We start from the raw sequence: 25,838 nt of genomic DNA on the forward strand, positions 1-25,838 counted from the left end.
CGCCGACGTGGTGTTCCACTACGGCCGGGAGGCCGACATGGTGCTCGTGGGTGACTGGGACGGCAACGGGACGGACACCTTCGCGGTGCGCCGGGCCGCGACGTACCACGTGAAGAACTCCCTGCGTGGTGGGGACGCGGACACGGTGTTCACCTACGGCCGGGCCGGTGACGTCACCCTGACCGGTGACTGGGACGGCAACGGCACCGACACCCTGGCCGTCCAGCGGGGCCGCACGTACTACGTGAACAACTCCCTGCGTGGCGGGGACGCGGACACGGTGCTGACCTTCGGCCGCCTGGGCGACGAGGTGTACGTGGGTGACTGGAACGGTGACGGCACCGACACCCTCGGTGTCCGCCGCCCGGTCGGTGGCCACAGCGCCACCATCACGAAGGACGTGGCCGGCGTGGCCAAGTCGAGCTGACCCTCGCCCCTAGCGCTGACAGCTGGGTCCCTCACCGCGAGGGACCCAGCTGTCGGCGTCTGCGGGGGCGGGTGAGCTCAGCTCTCGGGCTCGCGCATGGGTCGGAGGACTGCGCCGGTCCTCCGGGCGGGACGGCAGCGTCGCTGCGGCTCAGCCGCCCCGCGCTCGGCTGCGTGTCCGTCCGCGGCCTGCTCGTGCCCCGGAGGACGCGCACACCTCACGGCCTCGCGGACACAACAGTGAGGGCCGCTCCCGAACGGGGAGCGGCCCTCACGACGGGGACGACGTGGGCTCAGCGAGCCCCGGCGCGGCGCTTGTTGTAGACGTCGAAGGCCACGGCGAGGAGGAGCACGAGACCCTTGACGATCTGCTGCGTGGAGTACGAGACGCCCATGAGCTGCATGCCGTTGGTCATGACGGCCATGATGAGCGCGCCGATCATCGCGCCCGTCACACGCCCCACACCACCGGTGACGGCCGCGCCACCGATGAAGCAGGCGGCGATGGCGTCGAGCTCGAACATCTCACCCGCGGCCGGCTGGGCGCCGTTCATGCGCGAGGAGTAGACGATGCCGGCGATCGCGGACAGGAAGCCCATGTTGACGAAGATGAGGAAGTTCACCCGCTTGACCTTGACGCCGGACAGCTGCGCGGCCGGCAGGTTGCCGCCGATCGCGTAGACGTGCCGGCCGAAGACCGAGCGCTGGGTGACCACCGTGTACACGATGATGAGGATCGCCAGGAGGATGAGGACGTTCGGCAGGCCTCGCGCGACAGCCAGCTGGTAGCCGAACCACATGACGACGGCGCCGACGACGACGATCTTGAGGATGAACAGCGGGAAGGCCTCGACCGCCTGCTTGTAGCGCAGCGCGGCGCGCCGGTTGCGCACCTGGACGAGGGCGAAGCCGGCCACGGCCAGACCGAAGACGATGAGGGTGAGCGCGTCGTAGCCGTACCCGCCGAGCAGCCCGTTCTGGAAGCCGTTGGCGATGTTGTAGTACGTGCCGCCGAAGGGGGACAGCGAGACGTTGTCGAGGACCTGGGCGGTCAGGCCGCGGAAGAGCAGCATGCCGGCCAGGGTGACGATGAACGCCGGGATGCCGACGACAGCCACCCAGAACCCTTGCCACGCACCCACGAGCAGGCCGACCCCCGTCGCAGCGAGGACGCCGACCCACCACGGGTGGCCGCCCTGGACGACGAGCACGGCCGAGACCGCTCCCGCCAGTGCCACGACCGACCCGACCGACAGGTCGATGTGGCCGCCGATGATGACGATGACCATCCCGATCGCCAGGACGAGGATGTAGGAGTACTGCAGGACGATGTTCGTGAGGTTGCCCGGGCTGAGGAAGCTCGGGTGCATGAACGAGAACATCGCCACGAGTGCGACCAGGGCGATGAGGATGCCGCTCTGCCGCAGGTTCCGGGTCATGAGCGCCCAGACGTTACTGGTGCCGGTCATTGTGCGTTTTCCTTCTCCATGGTCATGAGAGCCATCAGCTCCTCCTGGGTGGCCTGCTCAACCGGCAGCTGCCCGGTGATGCGTCCGAACGCCAGGGTGTAGACGCGGTCGCAGATGCCGAGCAGCTCGGGCAGCTCGGACGAGATGACGATGACCGCCTTCCCGGACGCGACCATGCGGTTGATGATGGTGTAGATCTCGTACTTGGCGCCGACGTCGATGCCTCGGGTCGGCTCGTCGAGGATGAGGACCTCCGGCTCGGTGTAGAGCCACTTCGACAGTGCGACCTTCTGCTGGTTGCCGCCGGAGAGGTTGCCGACGGTGGCGAGCACGGACGGCGTCTTGATGTTGAGGTTGGCCCGGTACTCCTCGGCGACCTTGAGCTCCTCGTTCGCGTCCACCCAGCCGCGCGGCGCGAGCTTGCGCAGGCCCGCGACGGAGATGTTGCGGCGGATGTTCTCGATGAGGTTGAGCCCGAAGCGCTTGCGGTCCTCGCTCACGTAGGCGATGCCGTTCTTGATGGCCTCGCTCACCGTGCGGACCTTGATCTCCTTGCCGTGGAGGAAGACCCGCCCGGAGATGTCGCGCCCGTAGCTGCGGCCGAACAGGCTCATCGCCAGCTCGGTGCGCCCCGCGCCCATGAGGCCGGCGATGCCGATGACCTCACCGGCCCGGACGTCGAAGCTCGCGTTGTCCACAACGACGCGCCCGGCCTGCGTGGGGTGGTGGACGGTCCAGTCCTCCACCCGCAGGACCTCGTCACCGATGTCCGGGGTGCGCTCGGGGTAGCGGTGCTCGAGGTCGCGGCCCACCATGCTGCGGATGATCCGGTCCTGCGTGGCCTCGGGGGAGGCCATGTCGAGGGTCTCGATCGTCTGCCCGTCGCGGATGATGGTCGTGCGGTCGGCGATGTCGGCGATCTCGTTGAGCTTGTGGGAGATCATGATGCAGCTGATCCCCTGCGCGTTGAGCTGGCGCAGCAGCCCGAGCAGGTGCTCGGAGTCGGTGTCGTTGAGCGCCGCCGTGGGCTCGTCGAGGATGAGCAGGCGCACGTCCTTGGACAGCGCCTTGGCGATCTCCACCAGCTGCTGCTTGCCGACACCGAGCTGCCCGACGGGGGTGGTGGGGTTCTCGGTGAGGCCCACACGGTCGAGGAGCTCGGCGGCCCGGGAGTTCGTCTCGTTCCAGTTGATCAGCCCCCCGGTGCCGCGGGCCTCGTTGCCGAGGAAGATGTTCTCGGCCACGGACAGGTGCGGCACCAGGGCCAGCTCCTGGTGGATGATGACGACACCGTGCGCCTCGGAGTCGTTGATCGACCCGAATCGCACCTCTGCGCCGTCGTAGTGGATCTCGCCCTCGTAGGTGCCGTGGGGGTAGACGCCCGAGAGGACCTTCATCAGCGTCGACTTGCCGGCGCCGTTCTCCCCGCAGATCGCGTGGATCTCACCGCGCCGGACCTCCAGGGTCACGTCCTGGAGCGCCTTGACGCCGGGGAACGTCTTGGTGATGGAACGCATCTCCAAGATGTTGTCGGTCATGCCGCCTCACTTCTCGTGGTTGTGCGGTGTGGAGGGTGTGCGGGGCCGGGCGCGCTGCCCGGCCCCGCACCGTCAGGTCAGGAGCCCTGCTCGACCTGCTCGGCGGTGTAGTAGCCGGAGTCCACGAGGAGCTCGGTGATGTTGTCGGCGTAGACGATGTCCGACTCGAGGAGGTAGGACGGGACGACCTTGACGCCGTTGTCGTACGTGTCGGTGTCGTTCGCCTCGGGCTCGTTGCCCTCGAGGAACGCCTCCGCGGCGCGGACGGACTCGGTGGCGAGCTTGCGGGTGTCCTTGAAGATCGTCGAGAACTGCACACCCTGGTCGATGAGGGCCACCGAGGCGATCTCGGCGTCCTGGCCGGTGACGACCGGCATGCCCTCCTCGATGGTCGGGCCGTAGCCCGCACCCTGGAGCGCGGTGATGATGCCGCGGGAGATGCCGTCGAAGGGGGAGAGCACCCCGTGCAGCTCCTCGCGACCACCGCCGTAGGTGGAGGTGAGAAGGTCCTCCATGCGCCGCTGGGCGGCCTCCTGGCTCCAGCGCAGGGTGGCGACGGTGTCGAAGTCGGTCTGGCCGGACGTCACGACGAGCGTGCCGTCGTCGAGGAAGGGCTTGAGGGTGTCCATCGCGCCGTTGAAGAAGAATCCGGCGTTGTTGTCGTCCGGTGAGCCGGCGAAGACCTCGATGTTGAACGGGCCCTCGGGGGCGTCGGGGTTCTCCGAGCCGTCCTGGTTGAGGAGGCCCAGGCCCACGAGCAGCGAGGTGGCCTGCTGCACGCCGACGTTGTAGTTGTCGAAGGTGACGTAGAAGTCGACGTTCTCGCTGCCGTTGATGAGGCGGTCGTAGGCGATGACCGGGATGCCGGCGGCGCCGGCGGCGTCGAGCTGGCTGGTCAGCGCGGTGCCGTCGATCGAGGCGATGATGAGGAGGTCGACCTCCTGCAGGATCATCTGGTCGATCTGCTGGGTCTGCGTGGGGATGTCGTCGTTGGCGAACTGCAGGTCGACCGTGTAGCCGGCCTCCTCGAGCTGGCTCTGGACGGCCTCGCCGTCGGCGATCCAGCGCTCGGAGGTCTGCGTGGGCATGGCGACGCCGATGGTCTGGTCGCCGGAGGCGGCCGTGTCCCCGCCGTTGCCCGCGGGCTCGGTGGCCTCGTCGCCGCTACCGGCGCCGCCGCCGCCGCAGGCAGCGAGGGCGAAGGTCATGGTGAGTCCCGCTGCGACTGCTGCGAACTTCCGTGTGCGCAATGTTCTCTCCTTCGAGAGTGGAGGGTTGTTCGGCCCGCCGGGTGGCGGGCGTTGAGTGCCCGGCCGGATGGTCGGGCGGTGAGGCTGCTGCGCCTCCTCAGGTGCCGCTGGTGCGGCGAATGTTCACGCTAACATTCTGAACCTTCGAGGCGCCGGATGTCACATCCTTGGTCCTAGGCCGGGTTGCTATTCGGTAACACCGGCGGGCCGGCTGTGGCTCGTCCCGCACGGCCGCCAGGGGCGTCGGTCCGAGCCGCCGAGGGCGGTGCCGGGCGGCCTCGGCCCCGGCGGTGCTCTCGTTGTCGCGACACCGTAGCCCTCACGCGCACTCGATCACAAGCCCACACACTCGCACGGACGCGGTGTTCCCTCACGGCCGGGCGTTCGGCCTGTCGGCCCAAGGAACGACCGGCGACGGGAGGACCTTGGGCCCTGGCCGTCCGTGCGGGAGGGGGTCAGCCTGGGGGGAGAGGAGGGGAGGACTCGATGGCCGGGCGATCCGTGCTCCGGACGGCACCGCTGCTCGTGCTCGCCCTCGTGCTCGAGGTGGCCCGCCGGGCCAAGCGTGACTGGGGCGCCACGCGTGCCGAGGCGCGCACCTCGCTCCCCGGCGACGACATCCTCGGGCCCGCCGCCGTCGTCGCGACCCGCGCCGTGACCATCGGCGCGTCGCCCGGAGACGTGTGGCCTTGGCTCGCGCAGCTCGGGCAGGGCCGGGGCGGCTTCTACAGCTACGACCGCCTGCAGTGCGCGCTCGGCCTCGACATCCACAACGCCGAGGAGATCGTGCCGCAGTGGCAGGACCTCGCGCCCGGCGATCCGGTCCACCTCGCTGCGGACGTGCCGCTCACCGCCGTCGTCGTCGAGCCCGGGCACGCCCTCGTTCTCCGGGCCCCTGAGGGCCCCACCGGACGGCAGGTTGTGCCCGGAGGCTTCACCTGGGCCTTCGTCCTGCGGCCTGGTCCGCACGGCACCACCCGGCTGCTCGTCCGCGAGCGCTACGTCTGTCCGGACGTGTGGAGCCGCCTGGGCGTGGAGCTCCTCCAGGTCGCGAGCTTCGTCATGACCGCCCGCATGCTGCGCGGGATCCAGGAGCGGGCAGGGGGACGGCCGCGCTGGCCGGTGACGTCCTGACTCCGGTGTCCCCGGACCCTGTCGGTGAGGACGCTGGAGCGGGACGATGGTCCCGTGGCCTCGATCATGCTGACGGCGATGCCCTTCGCCGGGCACGCCCGCCCGGTGCGCGCGGTCGCCGGGGAGCTCGTCCGCCGGGGCCACGACGTGCGCGTGTACACCGGCCGCTCGTACACCGCGCTGTTCGAGGAGGTCGGGGCTCGCACCGTCCCGTGGGACGCGGCCCCGGACGTCGACGAGCGTGACCTCGCCGCCACCTTCCCGCGCATGCGCGGCCGCAAGGGGTTCCGGCAGGTGCTCGTCAACCTCGAGGACCTCTTCCTCGGGACCGCGCCCGCGCAGGCGCGTGACCTCGAGCGGGCTCACGCGGCCGAGCCCTGGGACCTGCTCGCCGGGGACCCGATGGCTCTCGGCACGCGCCTCGCCGCCGAGCGGCTCGGCTCGCGGTGGGCCACGGTCTCCCCGATCGCGGTCTGGCTGCCGGGCCCCGGGATCCCGCCGACCGGCCTGGGGCTCACCCCGGCCGACGGACCGCTCGGCCGGGCGCGCGACCGCGTGCTCGGCGCGGCCGCGGGCGCCGGCACGAGGGTGCTCGCCCGTCGCTACCAGGCCACCCGCCGCCGGGTCGGGCTGCCGGCCGACGCCGAGACCTTCGCGACCATGTGGTACTCCCCGCAGCTCGTCGTGGCCGCCGGGTCGCCCGGCCTCGACTACCCGCGCAGCGACCTGCCCGGGCACATCCGCTTCGTCGGGGACCTCACCGACGACGGCGCGGCGCCTTCACCCGGCCCGCTCCCGGACTGGTGGGACGACGTCCAGCGCGCGACGGTGCCGGTCGTCCACGTCACCCAGGGCACGGCGAGCGTCGACCCCCGCGACCTCGTCCTGCCCGCTGTCGAGGCGCTCGCGGGGCGCGAGGTGTTCGTCGTCGTCGGGCTCGGGCACCGCACGCCACCGCTGCCCGGGCCGCTGCCCGCCAACGTGCGTGTCGCGCCGATGGTGCCCTACCCGCACCTGCTGCCCCGGACCGACGTCGTGGTGACGAACGGCGGCTACGGCGGTGTGCTCCAGGCGCTGCGGCACGACGTCCCGCTCGTCGTCGCCGGTGGGGACCTCGACAAGCCGGAGATCGCCGCGCGGATCGGCTGGCACGGCGCGGGCGTCAACCTCCGCACCGGGCGCCCGCGCCCGGCCGCGATCGCCGCGGCCTACGACGCCGTGAGCACCGACCCGCGGTACCGGGCGACGGCCGCCCGCCTCGGCGCCGAGCTGCGCGCGCTCGGCGGCACCCGGGCGGCCGCGGACCTCCTCGAGGCCCACCTGCGGTAGGTCGGTCGACACGCTCGTCCCGACGGCGCGCCCGCCCGTGCCACGGTGCGCCCGGTCAGGTCGGACGCACCGTGGTACCAGCGGGCGCCATCGACGCTCGGCTCGGCTGCCGACGGGCGTGCTCGGGCTCGCGAGCCAGGGGCGAGGCGCCGGTGCGGCTCAGGCGTCGCGCCGGCGCAGCACCACGGCCCCGGCGAGCAGCGGGACGACGGCGTAGGCGGCGACGACGAGGACTCCGGTCCACGCGGTGAGGTCGCTCGAGTCGGTGAGCGTGGAGTCGCTGACGGTGACGAAGGCGGCCGCCGCCGGCATCGGTAGGTGAGCGACGATCGCCTCCACCCAGTCCAGCGTGATGAAGCCGAGGAAGCCGGGCAGGAGCAGCAGGACGGTCAGTGCGATGGTGACCGTCGCCGCGGTCGAGCGCACGAGGGTGCCGATGCCGAGCGCGAACAGGGCCGCGACGACGAGGACGTAGGTGACGCCACCGTAGATCTGCCACGTCTGGGGGTCGTCGAGGGCGGGGACGAGGTCGTGCCCGGCGAGCAGCGACCGGGCCACGACCGAGGACAGCAGCAGGCTCAGCACCGAGGTCACGACGGTCAGCACGACGAGGGCAATCGCCTTGGCTGCCAGCACGGGCCACCTGGTGGGCACCGCGGTGAGGGAGGAGCGGATCATCCCGGTGGAGTACTCCCCGGTGATGAGCAGGGCACCGAGCACCGCGATCGTCACCATGCCGAGGGGGTAGCCGCCGGAGACGATCTCGGCGCCGTGGATCATGCCGAGCGCGGCGGCCTCGGGGGAGTCGGCCAGCATGTCGAGAGACATGGACTGGCCGAGGGCGAAGAGCGTCATGAGCGCGACGGCGAGGGCCAGCACCCACCACGTCGAGCGCAGGGAGAGCAGCTTGATCCACTCCCCGCGCATCACCCCGGTGAAGCTGAGGTGGGCGCCCGCCGCGGGAGCGGTGGCCGGCTCGGGCGAGGCCGGCACGGGCGCGGTGGGCTCGGGGGTGCCTGGCTCGGTGCGCAGGACGGTACTCATCGGGTGCCGGCTCTCTGGGTGGTGTGTGGGGTGTCGGAGTGGTACTCCACGGCGTCCTGGGTGAGCCTCATGTAGGCGTCCTCCAGGCTCGCGGACCGTGGACTGAGCTCGTGCAGGACGATGCCGTGGGCGCCGGCGGCCTCCCCGATCTGCTCGGCTGACAGTCCCTGCACCTCCAGCCGCCCCGCCTCCGTGGCCGTGAGGACGACGCCGTCCGCTCGCAGGAGGCCGGCGAGCTCGGACAGACGGGGGGAGCGCACGCGCACGGTCGAGCCGGTCACGGACTCGATGACCTCCATGACGGGCCCGGCGGCGATGATCCTGCCGCGGCCGATGACGAGCAGCTGATCAGCGGTCAGTGCCATCTCGCTCATGAGGTGGGAGGACAGGAAGACCGTCCGTCCCTCGTTCGCGAGCTCGCGGACGAGGTGGCGCACCCACTGCACGCCCTCCGGGTCGAGCCCGTTGACCGGCTCGTCGAGGATGAGGGTGCGCGGGTCGCCCAGCATCGCGGCGGCGATCCCCAGGCGCTGCCCCATGCCCAGGGAGAACCCGCCGACGCGCTTGCCGGCGACGCCGGCGAGCCCTGTCATCTCGATGACCTCGTCCACCCGCCTCCGAGGGAGGTGGTGGGTGGCGGCCATGGTGCGCAGGTGCGAGCGGGCGGTGCGCCCGGAGTGGAAGGCCTTGGCGTCCAGCAGCACGCCGACCTCGCGCAAGGGTGAGCGGTGGTGGGCGTACGGCTTGCCGTTGACCGTCACCGTCCCGGCCGACGGCCGGTCCAGCCCCACGACCATCCGCATCGTGGTGGACTTCCCCGCCCCGTTGGGACCGAGGAACCCGGTGACTGATCCCGGGGGGATCGTGAAGCTGACGTCGTCGACGGCGGTCTTCTCGCCGTAGCGTTTGGTGAGTCCGAGTGCCTCGATCATGGCCGTGGCCCTTCTGGTGCGTGCAGTGTGAGGTCCTCGTGCTCGCCCATGTCCAGGCGGAAGGGCGGGTAGACGTCGGTCATGAGGCCGGCGTAGGCGGCCACCCGGATGACCCACCGGTTCAGCCCGAGGAGGAGGTCGAAGAGTCCGCGCGGGTACGTGCCGGTGAAGAGCAGGACGACGCCGACGACGAGGACGAGGAGACCGATGAGGCCACCGTCCCAGCGCTCGTCACCGTTCGTCACCCGGTGGGTCGCTGTGGCCGCTCCGCCGACGAGGATCCCGACGACGACGTAGTGAGGGATGGCGAGCAGCCACCACTTCACGAGGGCGAGCCCTCGTGAGAGGTGCTCGGGATAGTCGACCTGCAGGCGGGCCGGGTAGTCGGCCACCTCGCCGAGGGTGAAGGGCGGGTAGCGGTCCGTGGCCAGTGCGCCGTAGGCGTAGTAGCTCACGCGCCAGTTCCAGCGAAGCACGCCGACGTTGAAGTCGAAGAGCGCGCGGGGGTACCTGCCGGTGATGACGATGGCCACGAGGGCGACGATGCTGACCGCGACGAACGCGACCCACAAGAAGGCCAGCACCAGGTAGTGGGGGACGATCAGCACCCACTTCACCAGCCAGAGCCAGCGGGAGAGGGCCGGTGCCCTGACGCCGTCGACATGGACCGGGAAGGGGCGGGGTGCGAGTGGGGCTGCGGTGGTCATGACGACCGCCTGTTCCGCTCCGGTCTCCCGAAGCTGTGCTCGGTGAAACGGTGTGGTGCGGGGGTCCGGCGTCGCGGCGCTCAGACGGTGAGGGCGACCTTTCCGCGGACGTCGCCCGCCTCCAGGCGGCGCATGGCATCGGACGCTTGCTCGAGCGGGTAGGTCCGGTCGAGGCTCGGTGTCACCGTCCCGGCCTCGATGTACTCGGTGAGCTGCTCGAGCTCCGCGGAGCGCACCGTGCCGACGAAGGTCGTCAGGCGCTGGCGGAGGAAGGGGGAGAGGGCCACCGCGCGCAGCTGCCGACCCATGCCGGTGATCCGGCCGCCGTCCTCACCGCCGGTGATCACGGCCGTCCCGGTGGGGGTGAGGGCGCGGCGCAGGCGCGCGATCGAGGGGTTGCCGGCGATGTCGAGGACGAGGTCGTAGCGCCGCGCACCGTCGGCGAAGTCCTCGCGGGTGTAGTCCAGGACGTGGTCGGCGCCGAGGGAGCGCACGAGGTCGAGCTTGGCGGTGCTCGCGACGGCGGTGACCTCGGCCCCGAGAGCCTTGGCGAGCTGGACGGCGTAGCTGCCCACGCCGCCGGACGCGCCCGTGATGAGCACGTGCTGGCCCGCCTGGAGCCTCCCGGCGTCGCGCAGGCCCTTGAGGGCGGTGACCGCCGAGACCGGGACCACGGCGGCCTGCGCGAAGGACAGGCTGGCGGGCTTGGGCGCGAGGCTGCGCTCCGGCACGACCGCGTACTCGGCGAAGGCCCCCGTGCCGAAGCCGTACACGTCGTCGCCCACGGCGAAGCGTGTCACCGACGAGCCGACGGCGACGACGGTGCCGGCGACGTCGAAGCCGAGCACCGGGTCGCGCGGTCGCCGCAGGCCGAACGCGAGGCGGCCGGCGTACGGCAGTCCCCGCATGACGTGCCACACCCCGCGGTCCAGGCCCGCGGCCCGCACCCGGACGAGCACCTCGCGGTCGGCCACCTTCGGGCGCGGGACGCGCGCCAGGTGGAGCACCTCGGCGTTGCCGTACCGGTCGTGCACGATCGCGCGCATCGTGCCGGTGTCGAGGCCTGCGAGCGACACGTGCTGGCCCTCAGTGGCCATGTGCGTTCCTTCCGAGCGGAGAGGCGGTGTCGTACTTAGTACGGTAAGATTAGCGTACTAAGTACGGGAGCGGAAGGGGCGTGGCGTGGCGGAGGTCGGGCGGACGGGCGAGGCAGATCGCGCCCCGCTGAGCAGGGAACGGGTGCTGGACCGCGCCATCGCGGTCGCGGACGCGGGAGGCCTGGGATCGCTCACCATGCGTTCGCTGGCCACGGAGCTCGGCGTCAAGCCCATGGCGCTGTACCACTACGTGGCGAACAAGAACGAGATCCTCGACGGCATCGTCGACCGGGTCTTCGGCGAGATCGAGCTTCCCGCGGCCGGCGGTCAGTGGCGGGAGGAGGTCTCCCGCCGGGCGGAGTCCGCACGCAGCGTCCTGCGGCGCCATCCCTGGGCGATCTCGCTCATGGAGTCGCGGTCCGCCCCCGGCCCCGCCACCCTGCGGCACCACGAGGCCATGCTCGACACCCTCCGGGGCGCCGGGTTCTCCCTGGCGATGACCGGGCACGCCTACGCCCTGCTGGACGCCTTCGTGTACGGGTTCGCGGTCCAGGAGGCGGCGCTGCCCTTCGACCGGGACGCCGCTCCCGAGGTGGTGGCGGGCATCGCGGCACAGCTCCCGGCCGAGGACTATCCGCGCCTGCACGAGTACGCCCACGAGCGCGTGATGACCCCGGGCTACGACTTCGGCGACGAGTTCACGTTCGGGCTCGGGGTCGTCCTCGACGCCCTCGAGCGGTCCCTGCGCGACGGCGACGGCGAAGCGCCGGCTCCCGGGACGTCGCCGGCGCGGTAGCCCGGGGTGCGGCCTGCCTCAGCCGCCGAGGGTGAGGCCGAGCTCGCGGGCCAGGGCGGGGAGCAGGGCGATCGCGTCCTCCTCGGCGACGCGGGCACCGCGCAGGCCGCTCACCCCGCCGACGCCGTCGAGCCGGCAGCCGCGCAGCTGGACGTCGCGGCAGCGCAGGCCGGACAGCTGCGCGCCGCTGAGCACGCAGTCCTCGAGGAGGACGCCGTCCATGACGGTGTCGGTGAAGGTCGCCTCGCGCAGGTCGCAGCCCCGCAGGACCACGCCGCGCAGCTGGGCGCCGTGCCAGCTCGTCAGCGTGCCCTGCACGCCCTCGAGCAGCACCGAGCGCAGCCGCACCCCGGCCAGCAGCGCGCCGGTCATCCGGGCCTCGCGCAGCGAGCAGCGCAGCAGCGAGCCGTCGCGCCACACGAGGTTGGCGAGGTCCGCGCCGTCGAGCCGGCAGTCCGCGAGCGTCACCCGCTCCCAGTCCCCGCCGCCCGCCCGCAGGCGCGACAGGTCGCTCTCCTCGATCTGCGCCTCGCGCAGCCCGGGCACGACCGCGCCGGTGAGGTCGACCCCGGCGGTGGTCGCGTCGTCCAGGGCGGTGACGTCGCCGGGCTCGAGGTGCGGGGGCACGTCCGGCTCGGGCACGGAGCGTGGGGCGGACCGGGTCACGGCCGCCCGATCCGCGCCGTGCGCGCGCCGGTGAGGGCGATGAGGTCCGCCGGCGCGAGCTCGACGTCGGCCCCGCGCCGTCCCGCGCTGACGAGCACCGTCCCGTGCTCCAGGGCGGTCTCGTCGACGACGGTGGTGAGGCGGCGGCGCTGCCCGAGCGGGGAGATGCCGCCGAGGACGTAGCCGGTGGCCCGTTCCGCGGCTGCCGGCTCGGCCATGGTGGCGCGCTTGCCGCCCACGGCGGCGGCCAGGGCCTTGAGGTCGAGCTCGCCGGTGACCGGCACGACCCCGACGACGAGTGCGCCGTCGACCTCCGCGACGAGCGTCTTGAGCACCCGGGCGGCATCGACGCCGAGGGCCTGGGCCGCCTCCATGCCGAAGGACAGCTCGCTGCGCGGGTCGTGGGTGTACTCGCGGACGGTGTGCGTCACCCCGGCCTGCTGGAGGGCGCGCAGGGCGGGCGTGCCCGCCGGTGCCGCGCGGCGGCTCACCGCGGCCCCACGTCCAGCACCCGCACGACGGCGCCCTGCGCCGCGTCGCTCGCGTCGAGGTCGACGACGGCCCAGACGCCCCAGTCGTGCTCACCCTCCGGGTCGTCCAGGGTCTGGCGCACGAGCCAGAGGCGACCGTCGCCCGCCAGGGCGAGGGCGGCGTCGTCGTCCTCGGGCAGGCCGGCGCGGAGGAGGTCCTCGCGCGAGGGCCGCTCGTCGATGGTGACGAGGGAGGCGGCGCGGGCGGCGACGTCGGTGCCGAGCCAGTCGTAGTCCTGCCAGTACGGGTCCATCGCCTGCGCCCAGCGCTCGGCGTCCCAGCCGTCGGCGGCGTGCATGGCCCCGAGCGGCTCGTAGTGCTCCCGCCCGAGGAGCTCCACCCGGGTGAACAGCGCCTTGCGGACCGTCACCCGGAAACCGTGGCGGTTGCGCGTGAAGGCGACCGGCTCGCCGTCCTCGCCCTCACCGAAGCGACGCTCGACGCCGTCGGCGGAGTCCGCCGGCGCGGCGGGCTCACCGGAGCCCATGAGGGACTCCCACTCGTCCAGGAGGCTGGAGTCGACCGAGCGGATGTGGTCACCGAGCCAGCCGATGATCTCCTCGACCTCCTCGGTGCGGGCACGGTCGGGCACCACCTGGCGCAGCGCCCGGTAGGCGTCGGTGAGGTAGCGCAGGACCACGCCCTCGCTGCGCCCGACGTCGTAGCGGGAGACGAGCTCGGAGAAGGTCATCGCGTTCTCGACCATCTCGCGCACCACGGACTTCGGCTTGAGCTCCTGGTCCCCGACCCACGGGTTGGTCTGCCGGTAGGTGGCCAGCGCCGGCTCGAGCATCTCGCCGAGCGGGCGCGGCCAGGTGATCTCCTCCAGCGCCTCCATCCGCTCCTCGTACTCCATGCCCTCGGCCTTCATCGCGCCGATCGCCTCGCCGCGCGCGTGGCGCTGCTGCCCGTACAGGAGCGGGCGCGGGTCCTCCAGGGTGGCCTCGATGACGGAGACGACGTCGAGGGCGAACTCGGGGGACTCGGCGTCGAGCAGGTCGATGGCCGCGAGCGCGAAGGGGGACAGCGGCGCGTTGAGCGCGAACTCGCGCGGCAGGTCCACGGTGAGGCGGACGTACGGCTCGCCGGGGTGGGCGCGGCGCCAGGCGGCGTCGCGGTGCTCGAGCACCTCCGCCGTCCGCAGGGAGCGGTAGATCTCCGCGGCGCGGCGCAGGTGGGGGTTCCAGGTGGTGGGCGGCTCGTGGTTGTCGGTGAGCAGGCGGTGCATCGCCTGCACCGGGTCGCCCGGGCGGGCGAGCACCGACAGCACCATCGTGTGGGTCACGGCGAACTGGCTCGTCAGCGCCTCGGGCTCGGCGTCACGCAGGCGCTCGAAGGTCTTGTCGGTCCAGTTGACGACGCCGGCCGGCGCCTTCTTCCGGACGATCTTGCGGCGCTTCTTCTCGTCGTCGCCCGCCTTGGCGAGCGCCTTGGCGTTCTCGATGACGTGCTCGGGGGCCTGGACGACGACCTCGCCGGTGGTGTCGTACCCCGCGCGGCCGGCGCGCCCGGCGATCTGGTGGAACTCCCGCGCCGTGAGGTGGCGGGAGCGCTCGCCGTCGAACTTCGTCAGCGAGGTGAGCACGACGGTGCGGATCGGCACGTTGATCCCCACGCCGAGGGTGTCGGTGCCGCAGACGACGGCGAGCAGCCCGGACTGGGTGAGCCGCTCGACGAGCCGCCGGTAGCGCGGCAGCATGCCGGCGTGGTGGACGCCGATGCCCAGACGCAGGAGCCGGGACAGCGTCTGGCCGAAGCCCTTGGCGAAGCGGAAGTCCCCGATCGCCGTCGCGATCTGGTCGCGGCGCTCGCGGGAGGCGACGGTGACGGACGTGAGCGACTGGGCCCGCTCGACGGCGTCCTTCTGGGCGAAGTGGACGACGTAGACGGGGGAGCGGCCCTGCTCGACGAGCCGCTGGAGGAGGTCCTGGATGGGCTCGAGGGAGTAGTCGAAGGTGAGCGGGACGGGCCGCTCGGCGCCGGCGACGACGGCGACCTCCCGGCTCGTGCGCCGGGTGAGGTCCCGCTCGAAGAAGGAGACGTCCCCGAGCGTGCCGGACATGAGGACGAACTGGGCGTTCGTCAGCTCGAGGAGGGGGACCTGCCAGGCCCAGCCGCGCTGCGGGTCGGCGTAGAAGTGGAACTCGTCCATGACGACGACGCCCACGTCCAGCCCGGCGCCCTCGCGCAGCGCCTGGTTGGCGAGGATCTCGGCGGTGCAGCAGATGATCGGCGCCTCGGGGTTGATCGCGGAGTCGCCCGTGACCATGCCGACGTTGTGCGAGCCGAAGAGCGCGACGAGGTCGAAGAACTTCTCCGAGACGAGCGCCTTGAGCGGGGCGGTGTAGTACGTGCGCTCACCGCGGGCCAGGGCCACGGTGTGCGCGGCCAGCGCGATCATCGTCTTCCCTGAGCCGGTGGGCGTGGAGACGATGACGTGGGAGCCGGTGGTGATCTCGAGCAGCGCCTCCTCCTGGTGGGGGTAGAGCGGGCGCCCGGTTCCCTCGGCCCAGGAGGTGAAGCCCTCGTACAGGGCGTCGGGATCGAGCGCGCCGTCCGGTCCTGACTCGTCCTCGAGGCGGTCCAGCAGGGCGTTGAGCTCGTGCACCGTGATCGTCACGCCGCCAGTCTCGCAGAGGGCACCGACGGCGGGCGGCCGGTCGACCCGGCCGACCCGCCGTCCGGCTCACTCGTCGGGCTCGAAGATGTCCTCGATGGCACACCCGAAGGTGCGGGCGAGGCGGAAGGCCAGCGGGAGTGAGGGGTCGTGCTTGCCGGTCTCCACGGCGTTGACGGCCTGCCTGGAGACCTGCAGGTGCTGGGCAAGGTCCTGTTGCGTCCACCCCCGCTCGGCGCGCATGACGCGGAGTCGGTTCCTCATCGGTAGCGGCCCCGTGCCCAGAGCAGCCCGAGGGCGTAGGAGCCGACGAGCAGCCCGAAGGCGCCGAACGCGCCCAGGCGCGGCAGTCCGACTCCTTCGAGGAAGCCCCACGTGAACGTCACGACGGTGGTCACCGCGAACGCGACGCAGAGCGCGAGCAGGTGGATGTGCTGCAGGACCTCGTCCATCCGGCGGTACCGCGCGACCCCGCTGGCGACGATGCCGACGCCGGCGGGGACGGGGAGCAGTGCCACCACGTACCGCCACGCCGGGTCCGTCACGCGGTCCCCGGACAGCAGCCACAAGGAGAGTGCGAGCAGGGCGGCGTAGGCGAGGACGAGCGCGGCGAACGACCTCATCGGCGGGCGCGAGAGGCCATGACGAGGGCGACGCCGAGCGCCACCCCGAGCGCGTAGCCGGCCGCGCCCATCGATGCGGCCAGCGCAGCGCCCGCGCCGATGGCGATGGCGACGGCGGCTCCCACCGTGAGTCGCGTGGATGTGCGATCCATGTCAAGTCTCCTTGTCGAAATGTAAGGTCTACGTGACACGAGCGTGTCAGGGACGGGGAGGGACCGTCAACCCCTGGGCCGGCGTCAGCCCCGGGACGCCACCCGGCCGCCCGGCGGTTGTCCGTGGTCGGTCCTACGGTTGGTCCATCACCGCACGGAGCGAGGGGGCAGCCATGGTGGGCACGACCGGTCGGAACTTCCCGGAGCGCGTCTACGCGCTCTGCCAGCCGGGCGGGGCGCCGGCCCCGCTCTTCGCGCCGGGGCAGGTCGTGACGGCCGAGACGGTGGAGCGGTTCTACGCCACCGACGAGGACGTCGCCCGCACCGCGGCGGCGCTGACGGAGGTGGGCTTCGAGGTGCTCCACACCTCGCGCCTCCTCGTCAACGTCGCCGGTCCGCCCGAGCTCTTCGAGCGGGTCTTCGGGCGGCGGCTTCACACGCAGGAGCGAGAGGTGGTCAAGCCCGGGTCGGTGCGGGACACCGGGACCTTCATCGACTCCGAGGGCAGCCCGGTGCCCGGGCTCCTCGAGACCACGGGCTCGCCGCTCGCGGACGTCGTCGCGGCCGTGGCCATCGAGGAGCCGTACTACCCGGCGTCGGTGCCGCCCGGCCCGGCGCCGACGGCCGACCCGCCGCCGGTGGACTACTGGCACCTCACGCTCCCGGACCAGCTCGCCGCCGCGCTGCGGGCCGACGCGCCGCACCGGGACGGCGTGACGGGGCAGGGGGTGCGGGTGGCGATGGTGGACACCGGCTTCCAGGCCCACCCCTTCTTCACCTCCCGTGGGTACCGGGTGGAGCCCACCGTGCTCGGGCCCGGCACCGCGGACCCCGAGGTCGACGAGAACGGGCACGGCACCGGTGAGGCCGCCAACGTCTTCGCCGCCGCCCCGGACGCCACGCTCCTGCCCGTCAAGGCGGCCACCGCCTCCGGCGCGCTCGTCAACGTCACGGCGGCCTTCACGGCAGCCGTCGCCCTGGACCCGGACATCGTGACGAACAGCTGGGGCTCCAGCCAGCCCGGCCCCCCGCTCAGTGCGGCGAACCAGGCGCTGGCGGCGGCGGTCGCGGCGGCGGTGGCCGACGGCGTCGTCGTCGTGTTCTCCGCGGGCAACGGCTCGTGGGGCTTCCCGGGGCAGCACCCCGACGTCATCTCCGCCGGCGGCGTCTACCAGGGGCCGGACGGCAGCCTGCGGGCCTCGGACTACGCGAGCGGCTTCGTCTCGCGCGTCTACCCCGGCCGCCGGGTGCCGGACGTCAGCGGGCTCGTCGGGCTGCTGCCCGCGGCCATGTACCTCATGCTGCCCGTGCCGCCCGGCTGCACGATCGACCGGGGCAACGCCGGCGGCACCCACCCCGAGGGGGACGAGACGGCGCCCGACGACGGGTGGGCGGCCTTCAGCGGCACCTCCGCGGCGGCGCCACAGCTCGCCGGGGTGTGCGCGCTGCTCGCCCAGGCCGCGCCCGGGACCACGCCGGGCCGGGTGCGGGAGGTGCTCGCCGCGACGGCACGCGACGTCACCACCGGCACCAACCACCCCGAGTTCGGCGAGCCCGCCGGGACGGGGCCCGACCTCGCCACCGGTCCCGGGCTCGTGGACGCCGCCGCGGCCGTCGCGGCCCTGGGGGCCGGGGCCGAGGGGGACACGGCGGTGGCGCTCGTCATGCTCCGCTCGCCGTCGGGGCAGGAGCCGACCTCCTTCAACGCTGCCACGAGCAGCGAGTGGCTGCCTGCCGCCGGAACGGTACGGGAGGTGGCCGGCGCGCTCGGGCAGGCGGGATTCACGGTCGGTCCCGCCTCCGGTCCCACCCTGTCCATCGCCGCGCCCCCGGCCGTGTTCGCGCGGGTCTTCGCCGCCGAGCCGGTCCGTGCGGACGACGGCGGGTGGACCAGCGCGCAGGGTGACTCGCTGCCCCTGGACGCGCTCCCCGAGAAGCTGAGGGAGGTGGTCCGCGCGGTGGTCCTCGAACGACCGGCCGAGCTCCACACGGACCCGTGAGCGGCGCGCCCTCCGCGCGCCGCCGTCCCCGCCGGGGAGTAACGTGCCGCCGTCGCGTCACCCGCCGGGGGTGACCACCGCCGGGGGAGTAGATGTGGACACGCTCAACAACGTCCTGGGGGACGTCAGCGACGGCCTGTACACCTACGTGCTCGTCGCACTGCTCGTCGGCGCCGGCGCGTACTTCACCGTCCGCACCCGCGGCGTCCAGGTGCGTCTCTTCACCCGGATGGTCTCGGTCATCGCCCGCTCGCGCGGGGAGAGCCACGGCGGGATCAGCTCCTTCCAGGCCTTCGCCATCGGCGTCAGCTCGCGTGTGGGGACCGGCAACATCGCGGGGGTGGCGATCGCGCTGACCCTCGGCGGTCCGGGCGCCATCTTCTGGATGTGGGTCGTCGCGCTCGTCGGCATGGCCACCGCGTTCGTCGAGGCGACGCTCGCCCAGATGTACAAGGTGCGCTGGCGCGACGGCACCTTCCGCGGCGGTCCGGCCTTCTACATCCAGCAGGGTCTCGGCTCGCGCGGCTGGGGCGCCGTCTTCGCCGTCCTGCTCATCTTCGTCTTCGGCTTCGCCTTCGAGATGGTCCAGGCCAACACGATCGCCGCCACGCTCGAGTCCGGGCACGGCGTGCCGGCGTGGGTCTCCGCCGCCCTCCTCGTCCTCCTCACCGCGCCGGTCGTGTTCGGTGGGATCCGTGCGGTGGCGCGGGTCGCCGAGCTCCTCGCACCGCTCATGGCGCTCGTCTACGTCCTCGTCGCGCTCGCGGTCATCGTCCTCAACCTCGGCGCCCTGCCCGACGTCGTCGGGACGATCGTGCGCGGTGCCTTCGGGCTGGACGAGGCGCTCGCCGGTACCGGCGGGGGACTTCTCGCCGCCGTCCTCAACGGTGCGCGCCGCGGGCTGTTCTCCAACGAGGCAGGGATGGGCTCGGCCCCCAACGCCGCCGCCACCGCCACCGTGCGTCACCCGGCGCAGCAGGGACTCATCCAGTCCCTCGGCGTCTTCGTCGACACGATCCTCGTGTGCTCGGCGACCGCGTTCATCGTGCTGCTCGCCGGCCCGTCGGTCTACACGCCCGGTGAGACGACCGAGGAGCAGGGCGCGGCCCTCACCCAGGCGGCCGCCGCGGCGTCGCTCGGGGACTGGGTCACGCTGCCGATGACCGTGCTCGTCTTCGTCTTCGCCTTCTCCTCCATCCTCGGCAACTTCACCTACGCGGAGATCAACGTCGACTTCCTCACCCGTCGACGGTGGGCGCCGTTCGCCCTGCGCACGCTCGTCACCGGCGCCGTGCTCGTCGGGGCGCTGGCCGAGCTCGCCCTCGTGTGGACCGTCGCGGACATCGCCATGGGGCTCATGGCGATCGTCAACCTCGTCGCGATCCTGCTCCTCGGCCGCTGGGCGGTGGGGGCGCTGCGCGACTACGAGCAGTTCCGCGGCCGCGAGCTCGGCGTCTTCCTCGGGCGCGGCAACCCGCTGCTGCCCGGCGACCTGCCGGGTGACGTGTGGGTCGACCGCGACCGGGTCCCGACCGCGGAGCGGTCGAGCTAGCCCTCCGCCGGCTTCATCATCGCGAGCTGGATGAGGTTGCCGCACGTGTCGTCGAGGACGGCGACGACGACCGGCCCGTAGTCCGTCGCCTCCTGGGTGAACTGCACCCCGAGGCCCTGGAGGCGCTCGACCTCGGCGTGGACGTCGTCGACGGCGAACTGGGTCCACGGGATGCCGTCGGCGACGAGCGCCTCCTTGAAGGTCTTCGCAGCCGGGTGCCCGTCCGGCTCGAGCAGCAGCTCCACGCCGTCGGGGTCGGCGGGGGAGACGACCGTCAGCCAACGGGCCTCGCCCGCGGCGACGTCGGTCTTCTTCGTGAAGCCGAGCTTCTCGGTGTAGAACTCCAGGGCCTTGGCCTGGTCGTCGACCAGCACGCTGGTCACGGTCACACGGATCATGGGACGGGTTCCTCTCGGGTGGGCCAGCGCTCGGTGATCGAGCGCAACGGCCGGGTGTCGATGTGGTGGAACTTGTAGCGGCCCTCCCGCCGGGTGCGGAGCAGGCCCGCCTCCTCGAGCACCGCGAGGTGCTGGGAGATGGCCTGCCGCGAGGAGGTCGAGCCGTGCTTCATGGCCAGCCGGCCGCAGATCTCGAAGAGTGTCTGCCCGTCACGCTCGGTCAGCTCGTCGAGGATCGTCCGCCGGGTGGGGTCGCTGATCGCCCTGTACAGGACGGCGTCGTCGTCCACCCCTCCTTTATAGGCAAGTGACAACTTGCCTGTCAAGACCCCGTCGTGCTCGCGGGGTCCACGAGGTGCGCTCGCGCCGCCGACTCGGCCAGACGGCGGCCGACGGTGATGGCCGAGTCCGGGGTGCCGCGCAGGAAGCTGGCGAGCGTCCCGGTGTAGGCGAGGAGCACCTCGTCGGCCAGCTCCTGGGCCCGGGCGCCGGCGACGGGGCGCGCGAGGTGGAGGAGCCGCTCGGACAGGAGGGCGGTGTCGGCCGTGACGACGTCGGCGACCTCGCCCTCCTCCAGGTGCTCGGCGGCGGTCGCGAGGAAGGCGCACCAGCGTGCCGTGCGTTCCTCGCGGTAGGCGGCGAGCGCGTCGAAGAGGGCGAGGAGTCGCGACACGTCGTCGTCCGCGGCCAGGACGTGGGCGTCCCACACCTGCTGCCACCGGCTCAGGCGCCGGCGGAGCGCCTCGGCGACCAGTGCCTCCTTGCTGCCGAAGTGCGCGTACATCGTCGCCGGCGAGACGTCGGCCTGGCGCAGGAGCTCGTCCACCGGCGTGGTGCGGACGCCGCGCTCGAACAGGACGGCGTCGGCCGCCGTGAGGAGGCGGTCGCGGGCAGGGGGTCGGGTGGGCATGCCCCCACCGTAACGAGCGTTTCGGTAGAACGATCGTTACGGTTCCACGTAACGAACGTTTCGATATCGGGAGGTGGAGGATGGCTCGCGTCGTGCTCAGCGGCATGGCTCTCATCGCGGCGACCTACGGCCTCGCGCGCTTCGGCTACGGCCTGTTCCTGCCCCGGCTCGAGGAGTCCTTCGCCCTCGGCCCGGCCGTGGCCGGGGCGGTGCAGGCCGGGAGCTTCCTCTCCTACAGCGGGGCGGCCCTGCTCGCCTCACGCCTGGGGGCGCACCCACGCGCGGTGGTGGGGGTCGCCGGCCTGACGGCGACCGTCGGAAGCCTCGGGGTCGCGCTGGCGCCGGGCGCCGGTGCTCTCGCGCTCAGCGTGCTCGTCGCCGGCGCGGGGGCCGGCTTCGCGACGCCGGGTCTCGTGTCCGTCGTCGAGCGCAACGTGGCGCCCGAGCGCCAGGAGACGGCCCAGACGGCCGTCAACGCGGGAACCGGCGCCGGCATCGTGCTCGCCGGCGCGCTCGCGACGGGCGCCGGCGCACAGTGGCGCCTCGCCTGGGTGGCCATCGCCGTGCTGGCGGCGACAGCAACAGTCGCGAGCCTGCGCGCCGACCGGGCGCCGGGTCCGTCCGGCGATCGCTCGCTGCGCCCGGGACGTGCCACGCTCGGGCGGCTGGCCCGACCGATCGTCGCCGCCGTGCTCGGGGGAGCCTCAAGCGCGGCGGTGTGGACCTTCGGCCGCTCCGTCATGGAGTCCGCGTCCGAGACGGGATCGGTCGCCGCGTGGATGGTGCTGGGGGCGTTCGGCGTGCTCGGAGCGGTCGCCGGACCGCTCGTGCAGGCGTGGGACCTGCGGACCGCGTGGATGCTCACGACCGGGACGATGGCGGCCTCCACCGTGGTTCTCGGGCTCGTCCCCGCGGGGGCGCCGGCCGTGGCCGCCGTGGCCGTGTTCGGTGCGAGCTACACCGCGCTGTCCGGCGTCCTCATCGTCTGGGCGGTCCGCACCGTGCCGGAGGCGTCGGCCGGTGCCACCGTCCTGCTGTTCGTCGCGCTCGCCCTGGGGCAGGCGGCAGGTGCGGTTCTCGTCGGCGGCCTCCTCGGCGCCACCTCAGCGGTCGTGGCCTTCTCCACGGCGGGCGCCGTCGGCGGGGTGGCGACGCTCGTCGTCGTCCGACCGCGCGCACGTCCGGGCGCTGACGCCGTGCCGGTCCGCCGCTGATCAGCCGAGCAGTCCGCGCACGGACTCGAGGGTGTCCGCCTCGGCCGGTGCCTTGTCGTCGCGGTAGCGCAGCACCCGCGCGAAGCGCAGCGCGACGCCGCCGGGGTAGCGGGTGGAGCGCTGCACACCGTCGATCGCGATCTCCACGACCTGCTCGGGCCGCACGTGGACGACGTGCCCCTCGCGGCCCGTCTCGAGCGCGAGGAAGCGCTTCGTCTGCCACTCGAGCATCTCGTCGGTCATGCCCTTGAAGGTCTTGCCGAGCATGACGAAGCCCTCGCCGTCGCGGGCGCCGAGGTGGATGTTGGACAGCTTCCCCTGGCGCCGCCCGCTGCCCCACTCGACCCCGAGGACGACGAGGTCCAGGGTGTGGCGCGGCTTGACCTTCACCCACGCGGCGCCGCGGCGGCCGGCGTCGTAGGGGGCCGTGAGGTCCTTGAGCACGAGGCCCTCGTGGCCGAGCGCGAGGATCTCGCGGAAGAAGGCGTCGAGCTCCGCGGCGTCGGCGGTGACCCGGCGGGGGACGAGCGCGGAGGCGGGGACGACCTCCTCGAGCGCGGCGAGGCGCTCGCTCGCCGGTGCGGTGACGAGCGTCGTCCCGTCGCGGTGGAGGAGGTCGAAGAAGTAGACGGTGAGGGGTGTGGCCCCCGCGGCGCCGTCGTGGCTGCCGGTGCGTGAGGCCGTCTCCTGGAAGGGGCGCGGACGGCCGGACGGACCAAGGGCGATGGCCTCGCCGTCGAGGACGAGCTCGGTGGCGGGCAGGGCGCGCACCACCTCGACGATCTCCGGGACACGCTCGGTGATGTCGTCCAGCGAGCGGGTGAAGACGGCGACCTCGTCGCCGGCCTTGTGGACCTGGACCCGGATCCCGTCGATCTTGCCGTCGGCGACGACCGGGGCGCCGTCGTCGTCGTCGCGGAGCTTGGCGAGAGCGGCGGTGAGGTCGGGGGCGGCGGAGGCGAGCATGGGGCGGACCGGCTGGAGCACCGCCGGGCGGAAGTCCTCGAGCGCCTCGACGCCGCCGGTGAGGGCGGCGCGGGCGACCGGGCCCGTGACGGCGCTGAACATCGCGGCGCGGCGCACGGCGGTGACGGGCACGCCGGTGGCGTCGGCGATCGCCTCGATGAGGAGCGAGTCCAGCGCCCCCTGGCGCACCTCGCCGAGGACGAGCCCGCGCAGGAACAGCTGCTCCGGCTCGGTCAGGGCGCCGAAGAGATCGGCGACGGCGGCGGCCCGGCCGGCCTGGGAGCCGGTCCCGGCGAGGGCGGAGACCACCTCGAGCCGCGCGTCGACGTCGGTGGGCGTGAGGGACGGTGCCGGAGCGGGCCCCGGGAGGCCGGCGAGACTGCGCCACCCGACACCCGTGCGGCGCTGGCGCACCCGGCCGGAGAGGTACGTCGCGACGACGTCGATCTCCTCCTCCTGCGCCTCCCGCAGCGTCGCCGCGAGCAGCGCACGCTTCTCCAGCCGGGAACGCGTGGCGGCGACGGCCGCGGAGGTCTCGGCGAGGCGCGCGAAGAGCATGCGCCGAGTGTGGCAGCGCGGCTCGGCCGACGCGCGGTGTCCGCACGGGGAGCAGCAGCTCGGCCGTCGGCGAGGTCCCCTCGTGCGCCGAGAGGTGAGTTGTTCCTGGCGTGCCGGCTAACAACTCAGCGCTCGGCGATAGGGGTGGGGGCGTGCGGCCGTGCGGCGGGATCCGGCTCTCGGCGATGGGGGTGGGGCGTGCGGCGGGAGGGGGGACTCTGGGCGCCGAGAGGTGAGTTGTTACTCGGCGTCGGCGTAGGTGTCCACGACGGAGACGTCGAGGGGGAAGTCGACCGGGAACTCGCCGAAGAGGAGCCGGCCGGCGCCGGCGGCGGACTCGCGGACCGCGGCGGCGACGTCCTCGGCCAGGGCGACGGGGGTGTGGACGATGACCTCGTCGTGGAGGAAGAACACGAGGTGAGGGCTGTGGCCCGCCCCGCCGTCGCCGCCGAGCGCGCGGAGCCGCGCGCGCAGGTCGGCGAGCCAGCACAGCGCCCACTCCGCTGCGGTGCCCTGGACGACGAAGTTGCGGGTGAAGCGGCCCCAGTCGCGGGCCAGGCGGCGGGCGCGACGGCGGTCGTCGTCGGTGGCGTCGCGCTCGTGCTGCTTGTCCTGGACCGCCGTCCACGCCGGTGGAGGCGGCGGGGAGGTGCGGCCCAGCCAGGTGCGGACGGTGCCACCGACCTCCCCGCGCATGGCCGCGCCCTCGACGACGGAGGTGGCCCGCGGGAAGGCGCGCAGCAGCCGGGGCGCGAGGTCTCCGGCCGCCCCGCTGGTCGCGCCGTACAGCGCGCCGAGCATGGCGACCTTGGCGTGGGCGCGGGTGTCGATGACGCCCTGGTCCACCAGCCCCTGGTACAGGTCCTGGCCGTGGGCGGCGCGGGCCATCGCCTCGTCCCGGGCCATCGCGGCGAGGACGCGCGGCTCGAGCTGGGCGACGTCGGCGACGACGAGCGTCCAGCCCGGGTCGGCGACGACGGCGCCGCGCACCTGCTTGGGCAGCTGCAGCGCACCGCCGCCCCGGGTGGCCCACCGGCCGGTCACCACGCCGCCGGGGACGTAGTCGGGGTGGAAGCGCTCGCGGCCGGCGCCCGCGGGGCCGGGCCGCACCCACTCGTCGGCCCACGCCCAGCCGTTGGCGCTGTGCAGCCGCGCCAGCTTCTTGTACTCCAGCAGCGGCGCGACGACGGGGTGGTCGACCTGCTCGAGCTCCCACTTGCGGGTGGTCTGCACGGAGATCCCCGCGCTGTGCAGTGCCCGGAGGAGTGCCTGGCCGGAGTCCGGGTTGAGCCGTGGCGCGTCCAGTGCGCCGCGGACGTCCTCGGCGAGGGCCTCGAGCACCGGCGGCCGCGCACCGAGCGGCGGGCGAGCGCCGAGCACCTCGGTGAGCAGCTGGTCGTGGACCGTGCGGTCCCACGGCAGGCCGTCGTGGCGCATCTCCGCGGCGAGCAGCGCACCGGCGGACTCGGCGGCGAGGAGGGCGGCGAGGCGCCCGGGCTCGCGGCTCGCCGCCACGGCCTCGCGCTGGCGCAGCCGCTCGGCGAGGACCTCCTCGGCGGGCAGGGTGAGGGACTCGAAGAGCGTGGGCGGGGCGTCGTGCCGGTCCTCGCGCTCCTCGACGTCGTCCCACAGGTCCGACGGCGGGGGCGCACCGACAGCGCGGCGCAGGATCTTGCGGCACAGGCGCAGGTCGAAGCAGCGCTCCACCCGCGCGCCCGCGCGCAGCAGGCGGCCGTAGGTGGTCGCCGTGTCGGCCCACACCCACCGGGGGCGTGAGGCGGCGTCGAGCTCGCGCACCCGGGCGGCCAGCTCGGCGACGGGCACGACGGACACGGCCGGGGCGGCGCCGTCGTCGAGGACGGTGAGCCGGACCCCGCCGGTCTCCTCGGCCACGACGATCTCCACTCCCTGAGCCTACGGCGGCGTACC

The 25,838-nt window shown here is 73.2% G+C and carries 24 protein-coding genes and 1 pseudogene; 7 read left to right on the plus strand and 18 right to left on the minus strand.

The genetic code is table 11. The annotated features are described in order from the left end of the window. Nucleotides 1-427, plus strand: a pseudogene (locus DSZ44_RS18435) (alkaline phosphatase); the annotation flags it as partial. Nucleotides 428-719: 292 nt separating this feature from the next. Here the strand turns inward: DSZ44_RS18435 and mmsB are convergent. The 3 genes from mmsB to chvE form a co-directional block, all read right to left on the minus strand. Further along, nucleotides 720-1,895: a multiple monosaccharide ABC transporter permease gene (gene mmsB / locus DSZ44_RS15565; protein ID WP_110853551.1), complete on the minus strand. Its 1,176-nt coding sequence runs from the start codon at nt 1,893-1,895 to the stop codon at nt 720-722. Further along, the gene (mmsA, locus tag DSZ44_RS15570) at nt 1,892-3,433 is read right to left on the minus strand and encodes a multiple monosaccharide ABC transporter ATP-binding protein (protein WP_110853552.1); all 1,542 of its coding nucleotides are present in this window, start codon (nt 3,431-3,433) and stop codon (nt 1,892-1,894) included. The genes mmsB and mmsA overlap by 4 nt, the downstream gene beginning before the upstream one ends. Before the next feature lie 77 nt (nt 3,434-3,510). After that, nucleotides 3,511-4,683, minus strand: a complete 1,173-nt coding sequence (gene chvE / locus DSZ44_RS15575; RefSeq protein ID WP_502530292.1) for a multiple monosaccharide ABC transporter substrate-binding protein — start codon at nt 4,681-4,683, stop codon at nt 3,511-3,513. 486 nt (nt 4,684-5,169) lie between these two features. Here chvE and DSZ44_RS15580 point away from each other — a divergent pair, with 486 nt between their 5' ends. Together DSZ44_RS15580 and DSZ44_RS15585 are read left to right on the plus strand one after the other, a co-directional pair. Next, nucleotides 5,170-5,817 (plus strand): SRPBCC family protein, encoded by a 648-nt coding sequence (locus DSZ44_RS15580; protein WP_110853554.1) that lies wholly within the window; start codon nt 5,170-5,172, stop codon nt 5,815-5,817. Nucleotides 5,818-5,871: 54 nt separating this feature from the next. Beyond that, complete coding sequence (locus DSZ44_RS15585; protein ID WP_110853555.1) at nt 5,872-7,146, plus strand: glycosyltransferase; 1,275 nt, start codon at nt 5,872-5,874, stop codon at nt 7,144-7,146. Between the two features lie 159 nt (nt 7,147-7,305). Here the strand turns inward: DSZ44_RS15585 and DSZ44_RS15590 are convergent, their stop codons facing one another. The 4 genes from DSZ44_RS15590 to DSZ44_RS15605 all read right to left on the minus strand — a co-directional run bounded on the left by DSZ44_RS15590 (nt 7,306) and on the right by DSZ44_RS15605 (nt 10,926). Beyond that, on the minus strand, nt 7,306-8,190 hold the full coding sequence (locus tag DSZ44_RS15590) for an ABC transporter permease subunit (protein WP_110853556.1): 885 nt from the start codon (nt 8,188-8,190) through the stop codon (nt 7,306-7,308). After that, on the minus strand, nt 8,187-9,122 hold the full coding sequence (locus tag DSZ44_RS15595) for an ABC transporter ATP-binding protein (protein ID WP_110853557.1): 936 nt from the start codon (nt 9,120-9,122) through the stop codon (nt 8,187-8,189). Before DSZ44_RS15595 ends, DSZ44_RS15590 begins: the two co-directional genes overlap by 4 nt. Beyond that, nucleotides 9,119-9,829, minus strand: a complete 711-nt coding sequence (locus tag DSZ44_RS15600; protein ID WP_110853558.1) for a DUF4389 domain-containing protein — start codon at nt 9,827-9,829, stop codon at nt 9,119-9,121. The genes DSZ44_RS15595 and DSZ44_RS15600 overlap by 4 nt, the downstream gene beginning before the upstream one ends. Nucleotides 9,830-9,909: 80 nt before the next feature. Continuing rightward, nucleotides 9,910-10,926 (minus strand): NAD(P)-dependent alcohol dehydrogenase, encoded by a 1,017-nt coding sequence (locus DSZ44_RS15605; protein WP_258369605.1) that lies wholly within the window; start codon nt 10,924-10,926, stop codon nt 9,910-9,912. An 85-nt stretch (nt 10,927-11,011) separates the two neighbouring features. Here DSZ44_RS15605 and DSZ44_RS15610 point away from each other — a divergent pair, with 85 nt between their 5' ends. Then, a complete protein-coding gene (locus DSZ44_RS15610; protein WP_110853559.1) occupies nt 11,012-11,722 on the plus strand; it encodes a TetR/AcrR family transcriptional regulator in 711 nt (236 codons plus the stop codon). An 18-nt stretch (nt 11,723-11,740) separates the two neighbouring features. Here DSZ44_RS15610 and DSZ44_RS15615 read toward each other — a convergent pair whose 3' ends face one another. The 6 genes from DSZ44_RS15615 to DSZ44_RS18440 all read right to left on the minus strand — a co-directional run bounded on the left by DSZ44_RS15615 (nt 11,741) and on the right by DSZ44_RS18440 (nt 16,311). Continuing rightward, complete coding sequence (locus DSZ44_RS15615; RefSeq protein ID WP_110853560.1) at nt 11,741-12,388, minus strand: pentapeptide repeat-containing protein; 648 nt, start codon at nt 12,386-12,388, stop codon at nt 11,741-11,743. Beyond that, nucleotides 12,385-12,879 (minus strand): Cys-tRNA(Pro) deacylase, encoded by a 495-nt coding sequence (gene ybaK, locus DSZ44_RS15620; protein ID WP_220035229.1) that lies wholly within the window; start codon nt 12,877-12,879, stop codon nt 12,385-12,387. Before ybaK ends, DSZ44_RS15615 begins: the two co-directional genes overlap by 4 nt. Beyond that, the gene (locus tag DSZ44_RS15625) at nt 12,876-15,533 is read right to left on the minus strand and encodes a DEAD/DEAH box helicase (RefSeq protein WP_110853618.1); all 2,658 of its coding nucleotides are present in this window, start codon (nt 15,531-15,533) and stop codon (nt 12,876-12,878) included. The genes ybaK and DSZ44_RS15625 overlap by 4 nt, the downstream gene beginning before the upstream one ends. 72 nt (nt 15,534-15,605) lie before the next feature. After that, entirely contained in the window at nt 15,606-15,800 is a 195-nt protein-coding gene (locus DSZ44_RS15630; protein WP_110853562.1) for a helix-turn-helix transcriptional regulator, read from the minus strand. Then, entirely contained in the window at nt 15,797-16,159 is a 363-nt protein-coding gene (locus DSZ44_RS15635; RefSeq protein WP_110853563.1) for a hypothetical protein, read from the minus strand. Before DSZ44_RS15635 ends, DSZ44_RS15630 begins: the two co-directional genes overlap by 4 nt. After that, a complete protein-coding gene (locus tag DSZ44_RS18440; RefSeq protein WP_181424684.1) occupies nt 16,156-16,311 on the minus strand; it encodes a hypothetical protein in 156 nt (51 codons plus the stop codon). Before DSZ44_RS18440 ends, DSZ44_RS15635 begins: the two co-directional genes overlap by 4 nt. A 173-nt stretch (nt 16,312-16,484) precedes the next feature. Between DSZ44_RS18440 and DSZ44_RS15640 the strand changes: the two genes are divergently transcribed. Both DSZ44_RS15640 and DSZ44_RS15645 read left to right on the plus strand, forming a co-directional pair. Further along, complete coding sequence (locus DSZ44_RS15640; protein WP_110853564.1) at nt 16,485-18,311, plus strand: S8 family serine peptidase; 1,827 nt, start codon at nt 16,485-16,487, stop codon at nt 18,309-18,311. Between the two features lie 94 nt (nt 18,312-18,405). Next, the gene (locus DSZ44_RS15645; protein WP_110853565.1) at nt 18,406-19,863 is read left to right on the plus strand and encodes an alanine/glycine:cation symporter family protein; all 1,458 of its coding nucleotides are present in this window, start codon (nt 18,406-18,408) and stop codon (nt 19,861-19,863) included. Here DSZ44_RS15645 and DSZ44_RS15650 read toward each other — a convergent pair. The 3 genes from DSZ44_RS15650 to DSZ44_RS15660 are packed head-to-tail and all read right to left on the minus strand — an operon-like array spanning nt 19,860 to nt 21,171. Then, nucleotides 19,860-20,261, minus strand: a complete 402-nt coding sequence (locus tag DSZ44_RS15650) for a VOC family protein (RefSeq protein WP_110853566.1) — start codon at nt 20,259-20,261, stop codon at nt 19,860-19,862. The two genes, DSZ44_RS15645 and DSZ44_RS15650, sit on opposite strands and share 4 nt — an antisense overlap. Beyond that, complete coding sequence (locus DSZ44_RS15655) at nt 20,258-20,551, minus strand: ArsR/SmtB family transcription factor (RefSeq protein ID WP_110853567.1); 294 nt, start codon at nt 20,549-20,551, stop codon at nt 20,258-20,260. The genes DSZ44_RS15650 and DSZ44_RS15655 overlap by 4 nt, the downstream gene beginning before the upstream one ends. A 32-nt stretch (nt 20,552-20,583) precedes the next feature. Further along, complete coding sequence (locus DSZ44_RS15660; RefSeq protein WP_110853568.1) at nt 20,584-21,171, minus strand: TetR/AcrR family transcriptional regulator; 588 nt, start codon at nt 21,169-21,171, stop codon at nt 20,584-20,586. An 80-nt stretch (nt 21,172-21,251) separates the two neighbouring features. On the opposite strand from DSZ44_RS15660, the gene DSZ44_RS15665 reads away from it, so the two are divergent. After that, nucleotides 21,252-22,385 (plus strand): MFS transporter, encoded by a 1,134-nt coding sequence (locus DSZ44_RS15665; protein WP_110853569.1) that lies wholly within the window; start codon nt 21,252-21,254, stop codon nt 22,383-22,385. Here DSZ44_RS15665 and DSZ44_RS15670 read toward each other — a convergent pair whose 3' ends face one another. Further along, nucleotides 22,386-23,909, minus strand: a complete 1,524-nt coding sequence (locus DSZ44_RS15670; RefSeq protein ID WP_110853570.1) for an ATP-dependent DNA ligase — start codon at nt 23,907-23,909, stop codon at nt 22,386-22,388. A gap of 240 nt (nt 23,910-24,149) precedes the next feature. Continuing rightward, nucleotides 24,150-25,814: a bifunctional 3'-5' exonuclease/DNA polymerase gene (locus tag DSZ44_RS15675; RefSeq protein ID WP_110853571.1), complete on the minus strand. Its 1,665-nt coding sequence runs from the start codon at nt 25,812-25,814 to the stop codon at nt 24,150-24,152. Between the last annotated feature and the right edge of the window lie 24 nt (nt 25,815-25,838).

Origin of the sequence: Georgenia satyanarayanai, assembly GCF_900116375.1 — a bacterium.
In the GTDB taxonomy this organism is placed as follows: domain Bacteria; phylum Actinomycetota; class Actinomycetes; order Actinomycetales; family Actinomycetaceae; genus Oceanitalea; species Oceanitalea nanhaiensis.

What these genes read in the sequence shown, in the direction of transcription:
- mmsA (WP_110853552.1), bottom strand. Translation starts at nt 3,433, where the DNA reads ATGACCGACAACATCTTGGAGATGCGTTCCATCACCAAGACGTTCCCC.
- DSZ44_RS15580 (WP_110853554.1), top strand. Translation starts at nt 5,170, where the DNA reads ATGGCCGGGCGATCCGTGCTCCGGACGGCACCGCTGCTCGTGCTCGCC.
- DSZ44_RS15590 (WP_110853556.1), bottom strand. Translation starts at nt 8,190, where the DNA reads ATGAGTACCGTCCTGCGCACCGAGCCAGGCACCCCCGAGCCCACCGCG.
- DSZ44_RS15660 (WP_110853568.1), bottom strand. Translation starts at nt 21,171, where the DNA reads ATGCCCACCCGACCCCCTGCCCGCGACCGCCTCCTCACGGCGGCCGAC.
- DSZ44_RS15630 (WP_110853562.1), bottom strand. Translation starts at nt 15,800, where the DNA reads ATGAGGAACCGACTCCGCGTCATGCGCGCCGAGCGGGGGTGGACGCAA.
- DSZ44_RS18440 (WP_181424684.1), bottom strand. Translation starts at nt 16,311, where the DNA reads ATGGATCGCACATCCACGCGACTCACGGTGGGAGCCGCCGTCGCCATC.
- DSZ44_RS15650 (WP_110853566.1), bottom strand. Translation starts at nt 20,261, where the DNA reads ATGATCCGTGTGACCGTGACCAGCGTGCTGGTCGACGACCAGGCCAAG.
- DSZ44_RS15635 (WP_110853563.1), bottom strand. Translation starts at nt 16,159, where the DNA reads ATGAGGTCGTTCGCCGCGCTCGTCCTCGCCTACGCCGCCCTGCTCGCA.
- DSZ44_RS15640 (WP_110853564.1), top strand. Translation starts at nt 16,485, where the DNA reads ATGGTGGGCACGACCGGTCGGAACTTCCCGGAGCGCGTCTACGCGCTC.
- DSZ44_RS15670 (WP_110853570.1), bottom strand. Translation starts at nt 23,909, where the DNA reads ATGCTCTTCGCGCGCCTCGCCGAGACCTCCGCGGCCGTCGCCGCCACG.
- DSZ44_RS15595 (WP_110853557.1), bottom strand. Translation starts at nt 9,122, where the DNA reads ATGATCGAGGCACTCGGACTCACCAAACGCTACGGCGAGAAGACCGCC.
- mmsB (WP_110853551.1), bottom strand. Translation starts at nt 1,895, where the DNA reads ATGACCGGCACCAGTAACGTCTGGGCGCTCATGACCCGGAACCTGCGG.
- DSZ44_RS15605 (WP_258369605.1), bottom strand. Translation starts at nt 10,926, where the DNA reads ATGGCCACTGAGGGCCAGCACGTGTCGCTCGCAGGCCTCGACACCGGC.
- DSZ44_RS15600 (WP_110853558.1), bottom strand. Translation starts at nt 9,829, where the DNA reads ATGACCACCGCAGCCCCACTCGCACCCCGCCCCTTCCCGGTCCATGTC.
- DSZ44_RS15665 (WP_110853569.1), top strand. Translation starts at nt 21,252, where the DNA reads ATGGCTCGCGTCGTGCTCAGCGGCATGGCTCTCATCGCGGCGACCTAC.